Source organism: Radiobacillus sp. PE A8.2 (genome assembly GCF_045635475.1).
GTDB lineage: Bacteria > Bacillota > Bacilli > Bacillales > Amphibacillaceae > JBJGXI01.
In genome coordinates, this window is record NZ_JBJGXI010000042.1 from 1 (window position 1) to 11,641 (window position 11,641).

Sequence of the window (11,641 nt, forward strand, 5' to 3'; positions counted from 1 at the left end):
ATTTTTTCTAACTTCGTTGAATAATCACCTGCGTTAGAAAATAAATTTCCTTAGTTTTAAAGCAAGAAAAGTGACGCTTAAAAGCATTTGGGGAATATCTAAATTAATAATGAAGATCCATTTGTTCAGAGAATATTAATGAAAGATATTTTCGCTTTGTGAAAATTTTTTGGTCCGGTAGTTCAGTTGGTTAGAATGCCTGCCTGTCACGCAGGAGGTCGCGGGTTCGAGTCCCGTCCGGACCGCCACTTTAATTTTATATGATGTTATACATACAGGCCTAAGGAGAATATCCTAGGCCTTTTCTTATGTCTAAAAGATATAGTTTATCCAACTTTTTTTCATTTTATAATGGTTTTTGCTATGATGTAATTAGAAACTAATACATAGTGAGGGTCATTAAATGGATGAATTTGAATTTATAAAGTCGATCCAACAAAAAAATTACATCCAATCAGGTTTAATTAAGGGTGTAGGGGATGATGCGGCGGTATTTCGCCAATCCTATAAAGATATAGTGACGGCTGTTGATACGTTTGTTGAAGATGTACATTTTTCAAAATCAACAATGAATGCCTTTCATGTTGGATATCGAGTATTAGCCGCAAACATAAGTGATATGGCTGCGATGGGCTGTGATCCGGCATATTATTTAATATCAATTGTGATTCCGAAGCATTGGACTGATCAAGAACTTCATGAAATATATCAAGGTATGCACAATATCGCCAAACAATATGGGATGGATTTAATTGGTGGCGATACGGTATCTGGTAAAGAATTAGTAGTTTCTGTAACGATTATCGGATTTGTTGATAAAGACTGTGCGCGACTAAGAAGTTCCGCTGAAGATGATGATATTGTATTTGTTACGGGTACATTGGGTGACGCTGCAGCAGGATTTTTCTTGTTACAAAAGGAAAACGATCATTCACCATCCCCCTATTTAATTAACAGACATCGGATGCCCGAACCAAGAGTTGCCTTTGCAACTGCATTAAAAAGTATCAATCGTGTTACGCTCAATGATGTTAGCGACGGGATAGGGAATGAGGCTGCCGAAATTGCAGAAGCATCGGGAGTTACTGTTTATATTAATGAAGCTAAGATACCAGTTCATAATGAATTACTACAGTTTTCAAATGAACAACAAATACAATGGAAGTTGTTTGGCGGGGAAGATTTTGAATTAATCGGTACAGTTGCACGAAAAGACTGGCCTATGGTAGAAGAGGCAGCGATTAAAACAGGTACATTAGTGAAACAAATTGGTTATGTTAAGCACGAACCTAAGAAAAACGGTACGGTCTTTTTAGAAAAAGCAGGAAAGATAACAAAGCTTGATAAAGCTGGATATACTCATTTGAAATAGGTGATATGATGAATCAAATACAATTAGAATCAAAAACAACGTTGGAAACGACGAAGCTTGCTGAAAAGCTAGCTAATTTACTCAGGCCTGGCGATGTTGTCACTTTGGAAGGTGATTTAGGAGCAGGGAAAACAACATTCACGAAAGGTCTTGGCGCAGGTCTTGGTGTCAAAAAAATAATTAATAGTCCTACTTTTACGATTATAAAGGAATACCAAGGTGAAATCCCTTTCTATCATATGGATGTGTACCGTCTTGAAAATAGTGATGAAGACATTGGTTTTGATGAATACTTTTATGGTGATGGGGTCACAGTGGTTGAGTGGGCTTCATTTATTGAAGATTATCTTCCTAAAGAAAGATTGGATATCCGGATAGATGTAAAAGATGAGCAAAGTAGAATTATTACTTTTACTCCGAGAAGTCATTATTTTGAAAAGATTTGTGAGGGGCTAGCACGATGAATATACTCGCTATCGATACTTCCAATCAAGTACTGGGCATAGCAATTACTAGAGATGGTGAATTGGTCGGTGAACTGATAACGAATGTAAAAAGAAATCACTCGGTTCGTCTAATGCCTGCAATCAATCAATTAATGAAAGAAACGAACGTACGACCTGAAGATCTTAACAAAATAGTAGTTGCCAAAGGACCGGGTTCTTATACTGGGGTAAGAATAGGCTTATCAACAGCTAAAACAATGGCCTGGGCTTTGCAAATACCAGTTGTGGGCGTATCCAGTCTAGAACTACTTGCCTACCAAGGAGTACTATCTAATAGCCTTGTATGCCCATTTTTCGATGCGCGTCGGGGATTAGTATACACAGGATTGTATCAAGCAGATGCTAAGGGCAAGCTAGAATTAGTCGAAAAAGAGACGAATGTTCTGTTTCAAGAGTGGCTTATAAAGCTTAGAGACAGACAGCAACATGTATTGTTTTTCAGTCCAGACATGGCAATCCACCAATCTGCAATTGAAGAAACCATGGGAATGAGTGCTATAATTGATCCAATTAATCAAATTTCACGTCCTTCTGTACTAGCTTATATCGGCGGTAACAAACAACCAGATGAGCTACATAAGCTCACACCAAACTATCTACGGTTAGCAGAGGCAGAAGCGAAATGGATGGAACAACAGGGGAAAGAATAATGACTAAAATTGTTATGCGACAAATGGTACTAGAAGATATAGAACAAGTGATCCTGACGGAGAATGCCTCTTTTGCAGTACCGTGGAAGGAAGAAGTGTTTGAAAAAGAGATAACGGAAAATCCCTATGCTATTTATTTTGTGATCGAACACGACAATAGAATCTTCGGGTATTGTGGATTGTGGATCGTTATAGATGAGGCACAAATTACAAACATAGCTATATCTCCACAATTTCGAGGCAAGGGATTTGGTCAGATGTTGTTTCAATATGTGTTAAATCAAGCGATTGCATTAGGTGCTGCAAGGCTGTCCCTTGAGGTGCGTGTATCCAATATTGTTGCACAACGTGTTTATCGTAAATTTGGACTAGTTCCAGGTGGAATACGAAAAAGTTATTATACAGATAATCAAGAAGATGCATTAGTGATGTGGGTGAAATTATGACAAAAGATGAATACATACTTGCTATAGAAACAAGCTGTGATGAAACAGCTGCAGCAATCATAAAAAACGGCGTCGAAATTGTTTCTAATGTTGTTGCTTCTCAAATCGAAAGTCACAAACGATTTGGTGGTGTGGTGCCTGAGATTGCATCAAGACACCATGTGGAACAAATAACGGTGGTGTTAGAAGAGACATTTGACAAAGCAGGACTAACGATTGATGAGATCGATGCGATTGCTGTTACGGAAGGCCCTGGATTAGTTGGGGCTTTATTAGTCGGTGTGAATACAGCAAAAGCGTTAGCATTTGCGAAACAGAAGCCATTAATAGGTGTTCATCACATTGCCGGACATATTTATGCGAATCGGCTGTTAACTGAGTTTGCTTTTCCGTTACTTGCTCTCGTAGTATCAGGTGGACACACTGAACTTGTTTTAATGCGTGAGCACGGCTCGTTTGAGATCATTGGAGAGACAAGGGATGATGCTGCTGGTGAGGCCTATGACAAGGTGGCTAGAACGCTACAGTTACCATATCCAGGTGGACCTCATATTGATCGCCTTGCCAAAGAAGGCAACGAATCGATTGCGTTTCCGCGAGCTTGGCTTGAGGAAGGGTCTTATGATTTTAGTTTCAGTGGATTAAAATCAGCCGTAATTAATAAACTGCATAATGCAGAACAACGAAACGAAGTATTAAAAAACGAAGATATTGCGGCGAGCTTTCAAGCTAGTGTAATTGATGTGCTCGTAACGAAAACATATCGAGCAGCAAAAGCCTATGATGTGAAACAATTGATCGTTGCTGGTGGTGTAGCAGCCAATCAAGGTTTACGAAAGGCACTAACAGATAAATTTGAGAATGAACCGATCGAGCTTCTGATTCCGCCATTACATTTGTGTACCGACAATGCAGCGATGATCGGTGCAGCCGGAAGTATCGCCTATAATCAAGGTCATCGTGCCGGATGGGATTTAAACGCTAATCCTGCATTGGATTTAGAGCAATATGGAAAACGATCAACAACATAAGTAATTCAAGGAGACTATGGGATATTATCCATAGTTTCTTTTAATTAGGATTGAATGAGTAATTGTACTAAAGCTGCATTGAATAGGTACCGTAAAAATGGGGATAGTCAAGCAGTGATTCCCAGTTTATTTGCAGTTTTGTGCTACTTATTAACATTTCTATTAAGTTATACACAGGATAATGTGCGAATTGTGGATTAAATTGTATATTACCTGCTAATAAAGGGGTTGTGATGGGGATAAAAAATGTGGATAAGTAATTTGTTGTCTGTGGACAGTGTGTATAACTCTGTTGACAACTGTTATATTAAGCTTTTGGATGTGGATATCGGTGTGTATATTTTGTAAAAAAAATCGCTTATTAACAAGCAACGTTAATAAGCGATTTTTTAATAATGTGTATAAGCTCATTCATGAAGTGATTCCCATTCCTCCATTAATGCCTCAATTTGTTTGTGGTTCGCTTCATTTCTTTCTGTTAACTCTAATGCTTTCTCATGGTTTTGAAATACATCAGGTTCACATAATAATGCCTCAACATTTTCTATATCTTGCTCAACAGCTTCTATTTCTTGTTCAATTTCTTTTATTCTTCTATCCCGTCTGCGTTGTTCATTTTTCATTGCTTTTTCTTGTTCAAATGATACTTTTGATTCGGCAGGTTTATCTTCACGGCTATCTTTTTGCTCAGCTAATAACTCAATTTCATACTCTTCTTGCTTTTTTTCTAAATAATAATCATAATCACCTAAATAAACGGTGGATTGTTGCGAATTCATTTCAACAATTTCGGTGGCGATTTTGTTGATAAAATAACGGTCATGGGAAACGAATAAAATCGTTCCAGGATAATCGATTAATGCAGCTTCTAATACTTCCTTACTGTCGAGATCTAAATGGTTCGTCGGTTCATCTAGAATTAATAAATTAGCTTTCTCTAACATTAGTTTGGAAAGTGACAGTCTCGCTTTTTCTCCGCCACTTAAGGATGATACAGATTTTAAAACATCATCACCGGTAAATAGAAAGTTTCCTAGCACAGTACGGATATCCTTTTCATTCATTGTCGGATATTCGTCCCAAAGCTCACTTAAAACCGTTTTGTTGGAATGCAGCCTCGTTTGTTCTTGATCATAATAACCAATTTGAACATTAGTACCGAGTTGAATGGTTCCTTTGTTTGCCTGCAAATGTCCGACGATTGCTTTAAGTAACGTAGTTTTTCCGACACCATTAGGACCGATTAAGGCAATGCTATCTCCTCTAGAAGCTTGGAATGTCAAATTGGAAAATATATGATCTTTACTATCGTCATAACGAAATGCTAAATTAGAAATTTTTAATACGTCGTTGCCACTGCGACGGTCAATAGCAAATGAAAACTTTGCGGACGCTTCATCACCACTAGGCTTATCAACCCGTTCCATTTTTTCTAACTGCTTTCGACGGCTTTGCGCACGCTTCGTTGTTGATGCACGAACGAGATTTTTTTGCACGAAATCTTCCATACGTTTAATTTCTGACTGCTGCTTTTCAAATTGCTTTAAATCGCGCTCATAATTCGCGGCTTTTTGATCTAAATACTTACTGTAATTACCATGAAATTTAGCAGACTGGTTACGAGATATTTCATAAACGATATTAACTGTCTTGTCCAAAAAATAACGGTCGTGGGAGACAATCACTACAGCGCCTTTATAGTTATTCAAATAACCTTCTAGCCATGAGAGTGTTTCAATGTCTAAGTGGTTCGTAGGTTCATCAAGGATTAAAATGTCTGGTTTTGATAATAGAAGTTTTCCTAGTGCCAGTCGTGTCTTCTGGCCACCACTTAATGCATTAATTTGTGTATCCCAGTCGAAATGCTGAAAATGCAAACCGTTTAACACGGCTTTAATTTCAGCCTCATATTGATAGCCACCCTCTGTGCGAAAAGCTTGTTGCTTTCGGTCATAGTCAGCTAACAACTGCGCATAAGCAGACTGATTTTCTATTAAATCAGGATCACCCATCTTTTGTTCAATTTTTCGTAATTCAGCTTCTTTATCAACTAAATATTGAAATACACGAAGCATTTCATTCCAAATCGTCTCATTAGACTCAAGCCCCGTATGTTGCTCTAAATAACCAATTGTAACGTCTTTAGGCTTGTGAATCTTCCCTTCATCATAGGCCAGCTGATTGGCCATAATTTTTAACAAAGTAGATTTACCAGCCCCATTACGACCTACAATCGCGATCCGGTCACTCGTTTTTATTTCAAGTTTTATATTCGATAAAATGAGTTCTGCCCCATATCGTTTTGTTAATTGATTTACTTGCATTAAAATCATACTATTCACCTCATTATATTAAGTGTAGCTTAATAATCTTAAAAGTAGCAAGCATCTTCTTTTAGTAAACGAGGAGAAAGCTAACAAATTTTGTTAACTTAGTGAATTAATTCACGACAGTTCCACATTTTTTTGTTAAAATATAGACAAGCTTGTAAAACATGGTCAACCAGTAAAGACAAGAACCGTGACTGAGAACCACAATTTTTTATAGTGCTAAAAAAATGAATGCGCTATCATAAGTTTTCTAGGTGGATAACAAACAAGGATTGGACTATCCTAGATAATAACGAAATACGGAGGAATAGATGATTATGAGTGAGCAAAATAAAATACCACAAGCAACAGCTAAACGATTACCACTTTATTTTCGTTTTATAAATAATTTACATTTACAAGGAAAGCTTCGCGTATCGTCTAAAGAGCTTAGTGATGCAGTGAAAGTTGATTCTGCAACAATTCGACGCGATTTTTCCTATTTTGGTGCACTTGGTAAAAAAGGATATGGATACAACGTTGAATATTTACTAAGCTTCTTTAGAAAAACGCTAGATCAGGATGAGATTACACGAGTGGCACTTATCGGTGTTGGTAATCTTGGTACAGCATTTTTGCATTATAATTTTATGAAAAACAATAACACGAAAATCGAAATGGCTTTCGATGCAGACCCGAATAAAGTCGGCACTGTCATTGATGGTATTCCGATTTATCACATCGATGACTTAGAGGAAAAAGTAGGTGGGGTTGAAGTAGCAATACTGACCGTTCCAGTTGCTGAAGCACAAGGCATAACGGACCGATTACTAGGAGCAGGCATCGTAGGTATATTAAACTTTACACCAGCCAGAATTACAGTACCAGAAGGGATCCGCGTACATCATATTGATTTGGCTGCTGAACTACAATCGTTAGCATACTTCCTGAAGCATTACCCGCTGGATCACGAAGAATAAATGAAAAACAGCTTACCCGGATTATCTGGGTTAAGCTGTTTTTTTATCTTGAGAGTCGATTATGCTAGATGTCACATTGATATTGGATTCAGTTGCTGATCGAGTAAGTTTAAGTGGATATCAATAAAGAACATACTAATTCAGCTGTTGATCGGGTACGTTTTAGCACATATCACTGAAGAACCTACTAATTCGACGGTTAATCAAGTACGTTTAAGTTCATATCAACGAAAAACATACTGATTCAGCGGCTGATCTAGTATGTTTACACCCATATAAACGGAGAACGTAATGATTCAGCAGTTGATCAAGTATGTTCTACATATTTAACCGAAGAACATACTAATTCAGCTGCTGAACGAGTATATTTAAACCCATATCACCGAAGACATACCAATTCAGTAACAGATCGAGTAAATCAATGCGCGCCTAACCAAGTAAAACATAGACTCAAGACTCGCATCCAAATTCATCACTTTTTTTTCTGCTTTTGGATTTTAATATGCACTCCGATGAGACGGATGGCAACGCCAAAATCCAATGTTGCAAATATAATTAGCGCGATTGTAAAAATGTTCCATAATGTATCTTGAGCAGAGACGACGGCAATGTAAGTGAAAAGAGTTCCTAATCCAAAATATAAGGAAGCCGTTAACAGTGGAGATATTCGCATCGGTTAGTTAGCCTCCTAAAAAAATCATTTGTATTTGTTGCTCAAATTGCTCTAATCTTCTTTCTAATTCTGCAGGGTCTACACTGTATTGCATGACGACCGCAAAGGTGTTAATGCCCATGTGCGCAATAATCGGCACAATAATCCGTTTTGTTTGTACATAGAGAAAGGCAAACACCATACCCATGCTTGTGTAAATTAGAATATGTGGATTATCGTTATGAACGAGTCCGAAAATTAACGCGGACGCCAGAGCAGCGATGATAAAGTTTGTCCGTTTATAAATACTACCAAAAATAATTTTACGGAAAATCAGTTCCTCCAATACAGGAGCAAATACAGTAACAACAATGATGAAGATTGGTGCTGTTCGGGCAATGTCCATGATGTTGCTGGTGTTTTGTGAACCAGGTTCAATATGTAAAATATATGTTTCAATTAGTATAGAGGCAATTTGTGCACTATAAGCAAGTAGCATGCCGAGTAAAGCCCATAAGGCAATTGTACCAATTTCACTGCTGCTACGCATATCAACTTGCTTCATGTCTTCCCGTAACAAATAAATAATTACAGCAAGTCCAACACCAAAACTAATAACACTCCAAACACCAGAAGCAAAAATTGGGTCTATATCGTATATCCTGATAAACGGAATAATCAAAGCACCGGACATCTGCATGGCGATATAAGTTAGAATTACGTACCAATATCTTTTCGGCAAAAAGCAACGACTCCTTTTAAAATTAATTGCATCAATTGTATTATTGTACGTATTTTATATCAATTTTAGAATAGACTCGTATAGGAAGTCCACTATTTTAACGAAAACCTTATTTTAAGAGGTTGTTCAAAAATCACAATGATTACTCAAGTAGCCGATAGAGATTGAAGATTGGATCTAGCCGAAAAATCCGTTCCTCACGTAGGTTCTGTCTACGCTCCGGTCCTCTTTTTTTAGCTTCATCCATTCTTCACGGTGCTAAAAACGGACCTTTTTGAATACGCACTTTAAGGAAAGTAGAGAAAGGTGAATAAAGTATAGTTGCTTTAGGCGAAACTTGTAAACAAGCTATAAAAAGCGGTTGCTAGAAATGTCGAAAAAAAATTAATCAGACTGCTTGCAAATTAAGATAGAATTCATTATTATAATAGTTGTGTTAGCACTCTAACTTAGTGAGTGCTAAAAATAAAAAAGAACAATCGAATACTATTAAGGAGGTTTTAAAACATGTTAAAGCCACTAGGTGATCGTGTCATTATTGAAGTTGTAGAGAAAGAAGAACAAACGTCAAGCGGTATTGTACTTCCTGACTCTGCAAAGGAAAAACCACAAGAAGGTAAAGTTGTTGCTGTTGGATCTGGACGTGTGTTTGACAATGGAGAAAAAGTAGCACTTGAAGTTGAAGAAGGTAATGTTGTGGTTTACTCCAAGTTTGCTGGAACAGAAGTAAAGTATGAAGGTAAAGAATACTTAATTCTTCGTGAGAGTGACATCTTAGCTATCGTTGGTTAAGTTTGCGAAGGACAATCCATTTATATCATAAAATGAGTACGTTAAGGAGGACTTTTTAAATGGCTAAAGAAATCAAGTTTAGTGAAGAAGCTCGCCGTGCTATGCTACGTGGTGTAGACACGCTTGCGAACGCTGTAAAAGTTACTTTAGGACCAAAAGGACGTAACGTCGTATTAGATAAAAAATACGGTTCACCACTAATTACTAATGATGGTGTAACAATTGCAAAAGAAATTGAATTAGAAGATCATTTCGAAAACATGGGTGCACAGCTTGTATCTGAAGTTGCATCAAAAACAAACGATGTAGCTGGTGACGGTACAACTACGGCAACAGTATTAGCACAAGCAATGATTCGTGAAGGTTTGAAAAACGTTGCATCTGGTGCAAACCCTGTTGGTGTACGCCGTGGTATCGAGAAAGCAGTTGAGGTTGCTATTAAATCTCTTCGCGAAATCTCTAAGCCAATCGAAAGTAAAGAATCAATCGCACAAGTTGCTGCCATCTCTTCTGGTGATGACGAAGTAGGTCAATTAATTGCAGAAGCAATGGAGCGCGTTGGTAACGATGGCGTTATTACAATCGAAGAATCTAAAGGCTTCTCTACTGAACTAGAAGTAGTAGAAGGTATGCAGTTCGACCGTGGATATGCATCTCCATACATGGTTACAGACCAAGATAAAATGGAAGCAGTACTAGAAGATCCATATATCCTAATTACAGATAAAAAGATCGCTAGCATTCAAGAAGTACTTCCTGTATTAGAGAAAGTTGTTCAACAAAGCCGTCCACTTCTATTAATCGCTGAGGACGTAGAAGGCGAAGCATTAGCTACATTAGTAGTAAACAAACTTCGTGGAACATTCAATGCAGTAGCTGTTAAAGCTCCTGGATTCGGTGATCGTCGTAAAGCAATGCTAGAAGACATTGCAACACTTACAGGTGGTCAAGTAATCACTGAAGATCTTGGATTAGAGCTTAAGAGCACTACAATGGAACAATTAGGCCGCGCTTCTAAAGTTGTTGTTACAAAAGAACACACAACTGTTGTAGAAGGCGCTGGTAATCCAGAACAAATCGCATCACGTGTTGCACAAATCCGTGCGCAATCAGAAGAAACAACTTCTGAATTCGATAAAGAAAAATTACAAGAACGTCTAGCAAAACTTTCTGGCGGTGTTGCCGTAGTTAAAGTTGGCGCAGCAACAGAAACAGAATTAAAAGAACGTAAACTACGTATCGAAGACGCATTGAACTCTACACGTGCGGCTGTACAAGAAGGTATTGTAGCTGGTGGTGGTACTGCACTAGTAAATATCTACAACAACGTAGCAGGATTAGATCTTACTGGTGACGAAGCAACTGGTGCAAACATCGTACTTCGTGCATTAGAAGAACCAGTTCGCCAAATCGCTCATAACGCTGGCCTAGAAGGTTCTATCATCGTAGAACGTCTAAAAGGCGAAGCAGTAGGCGTTGGTTTCAACGCAGCAACTGGCGAATGGGTAAACATGGTAGAAGCAGGAATCGTGGATCCAACAAAAGTTACACGTTCCGCACTTCAAAACGCAGCATCTGTTGCAGCTATGTTCCTAACTACAGAGGCTGTAGTAGCTGATTTACCTGAGCCAGAAGGTTCTGCTCAAATGCCTGATATGGGCGGTATGGGTGGCATGGGCGGCATGATGTGATGACCGCTCAATCCCTTGAAATGCTAAGATAGATATAAAAGAGGCTTCTCACTAGTTGATTAAACTTTTGAGAAGCCTCTTTTTTTATGTGCTAGTTAAAACCATAAGTATAAAAACAACTTCATCATATAATCGACAAGATACTGCATTTCACGGGTGGTGACAGGTAACCGATTTATGTTTGTAGTCACTGTTGCATGAGATGCATAAAACGAAACATGATCTATAAATGTATTTTCAATTATCATATCTACTAGAAAATATTTTAGTCCTATTGCTCTAAATACTCAACCATTTTTGAACCAAGAATAGCTGACAAACCATTACTTTTTGAACGTCATAATAATAGGTCCTATTCAAGCATCCCTGCGTAAAACAACTGGCTATCCATGCATCAAATCCCGTTTTCCGATTTATTCTTTTTTTAGTTTGAGCTGTCGTATAACTCCTAGACATTTTCTATGAAGGTT

At 37.9% G+C, this 11,641-nt stretch carries 12 protein-coding genes and 1 tRNA gene; 9 read left to right on the top strand and 4 right to left on the bottom strand.

The window, feature by feature from the left end; translation table 11 throughout:
* Positions 1-171: 171 nt before the first annotated feature.
* The 6 genes from ACI6MV_RS18865 to tsaD all read left to right on the top strand — a co-directional run bounded on the left by ACI6MV_RS18865 (position 172) and on the right by tsaD (position 4,005).
* Positions 172-248, top strand: a tRNA-Asp gene (locus ACI6MV_RS18865).
* A 155-nt stretch (positions 249-403) separates the two neighbouring features.
* Positions 404-1,372, top strand: coding sequence for a thiamine-phosphate kinase (thiL, locus tag ACI6MV_RS18870; RefSeq protein ID WP_407271872.1), 969 nt, complete (start codon positions 404-406; stop codon positions 1,370-1,372).
* Positions 1,373-1,380: 8 nt separating this feature from the next.
* A complete protein-coding gene (gene tsaE / locus ACI6MV_RS18875) occupies positions 1,381-1,836 on the top strand; it encodes a tRNA (adenosine(37)-N6)-threonylcarbamoyltransferase complex ATPase subunit type 1 TsaE (RefSeq protein ID WP_407271899.1) in 456 nt (151 codons plus the stop codon).
* Positions 1,833-2,528 (top strand): tRNA (adenosine(37)-N6)-threonylcarbamoyltransferase complex dimerization subunit type 1 TsaB, encoded by a 696-nt coding sequence (gene tsaB, locus ACI6MV_RS18880; RefSeq protein WP_407271873.1) that lies wholly within the window; start codon positions 1,833-1,835, stop codon positions 2,526-2,528. The genes tsaE and tsaB overlap by 4 nt, the downstream gene beginning before the upstream one ends.
* Positions 2,528-2,974, top strand: a complete 447-nt coding sequence (gene rimI, locus ACI6MV_RS18885; RefSeq protein WP_407271874.1) for a ribosomal protein S18-alanine N-acetyltransferase — start codon at positions 2,528-2,530, stop codon at positions 2,972-2,974. Before tsaB ends, rimI begins: the two co-directional genes overlap by 1 nt.
* Positions 2,971-4,005 carry a tRNA (adenosine(37)-N6)-threonylcarbamoyltransferase complex transferase subunit TsaD gene (gene tsaD, locus ACI6MV_RS18890; RefSeq protein ID WP_407271875.1) on the top strand — a complete coding sequence of 345 codons (1,035 nt, stop codon included), beginning with the start codon at positions 2,971-2,973 and terminating at the stop codon, positions 4,003-4,005. The genes rimI and tsaD overlap by 4 nt, the downstream gene beginning before the upstream one ends.
* Before the next feature lie 407 nt (positions 4,006-4,412).
* On the opposite strand, the gene ACI6MV_RS18895 is transcribed toward tsaD, so the two are convergent.
* A complete protein-coding gene (locus ACI6MV_RS18895; RefSeq protein WP_407271876.1) occupies positions 4,413-6,338 on the bottom strand; it encodes an ABC-F family ATP-binding cassette domain-containing protein in 1,926 nt (641 codons plus the stop codon).
* A gap of 314 nt (positions 6,339-6,652) precedes the next feature.
* Here ACI6MV_RS18895 and ACI6MV_RS18900 point away from each other — a divergent pair, with 314 nt between their 5' ends.
* Positions 6,653-7,294 (top strand): redox-sensing transcriptional repressor Rex, encoded by a 642-nt coding sequence (locus tag ACI6MV_RS18900; protein WP_407271877.1) that lies wholly within the window; start codon positions 6,653-6,655, stop codon positions 7,292-7,294.
* A 472-nt stretch (positions 7,295-7,766) separates the two neighbouring features.
* On the opposite strand, the gene ACI6MV_RS18905 is transcribed toward ACI6MV_RS18900, so the two are convergent.
* Positions 7,767-7,967 (bottom strand): YdiK family protein, encoded by a 201-nt coding sequence (locus tag ACI6MV_RS18905; RefSeq protein ID WP_407271878.1) that lies wholly within the window; start codon positions 7,965-7,967, stop codon positions 7,767-7,769.
* A gap of 7 nt (positions 7,968-7,974) precedes the next feature.
* On the bottom strand, positions 7,975-8,688 hold the full coding sequence (locus tag ACI6MV_RS18910) for a CPBP family intramembrane glutamic endopeptidase (protein WP_407271879.1): 714 nt from the start codon (positions 8,686-8,688) through the stop codon (positions 7,975-7,977).
* Between the two features lie 507 nt (positions 8,689-9,195).
* Here ACI6MV_RS18910 and groES point away from each other — a divergent pair.
* Both groES and groL read left to right on the top strand, forming a co-directional pair.
* Complete coding sequence (gene groES, locus ACI6MV_RS18915) at positions 9,196-9,480, top strand: co-chaperone GroES (RefSeq protein ID WP_407271880.1); 285 nt, start codon at positions 9,196-9,198, stop codon at positions 9,478-9,480.
* Between the two features lie 59 nt (positions 9,481-9,539).
* Complete coding sequence (gene groL, locus ACI6MV_RS18920; protein ID WP_407271881.1) at positions 9,540-11,171, top strand: chaperonin GroEL; 1,632 nt, start codon at positions 9,540-9,542, stop codon at positions 11,169-11,171.
* Between the two features lie 95 nt (positions 11,172-11,266).
* Here the strand turns inward: groL and ACI6MV_RS18925 are convergent, their stop codons facing one another.
* On the bottom strand, positions 11,267-11,419 hold the full coding sequence (locus tag ACI6MV_RS18925) for a hypothetical protein (protein ID WP_407271882.1): 153 nt from the start codon (positions 11,417-11,419) through the stop codon (positions 11,267-11,269).
* Between the last annotated feature and the right edge of the window lie 222 nt (positions 11,420-11,641).

Coding starts and splice junctions, on each gene's coding strand:
- thiL (WP_407271872.1), top strand. CDS start 404: ATGGATGAATTTGAATTTATAAAGTCGATCCAACAAAAAAATTACATC.
- tsaE (WP_407271899.1), top strand. CDS start 1,381: ATGAATCAAATACAATTAGAATCAAAAACAACGTTGGAAACGACGAAG.
- tsaB (WP_407271873.1), top strand. CDS start 1,833: ATGAATATACTCGCTATCGATACTTCCAATCAAGTACTGGGCATAGCA.
- rimI (WP_407271874.1), top strand. CDS start 2,528: ATGACTAAAATTGTTATGCGACAAATGGTACTAGAAGATATAGAACAA.
- tsaD (WP_407271875.1), top strand. CDS start 2,971: ATGACAAAAGATGAATACATACTTGCTATAGAAACAAGCTGTGATGAA.
- ACI6MV_RS18895 (WP_407271876.1), bottom strand. CDS start 6,338: ATGATTTTAATGCAAGTAAATCAATTAACAAAACGATATGGGGCAGAA.
- ACI6MV_RS18900 (WP_407271877.1), top strand. CDS start 6,653: ATGAGTGAGCAAAATAAAATACCACAAGCAACAGCTAAACGATTACCA.
- ACI6MV_RS18905 (WP_407271878.1), bottom strand. CDS start 7,967: ATGCGAATATCTCCACTGTTAACGGCTTCCTTATATTTTGGATTAGGA.
- groES (WP_407271880.1), top strand. CDS start 9,196: ATGTTAAAGCCACTAGGTGATCGTGTCATTATTGAAGTTGTAGAGAAA.
- groL (WP_407271881.1), top strand. CDS start 9,540: ATGGCTAAAGAAATCAAGTTTAGTGAAGAAGCTCGCCGTGCTATGCTA.
- ACI6MV_RS18925 (WP_407271882.1), bottom strand. CDS start 11,419: ATGATAATTGAAAATACATTTATAGATCATGTTTCGTTTTATGCATCT.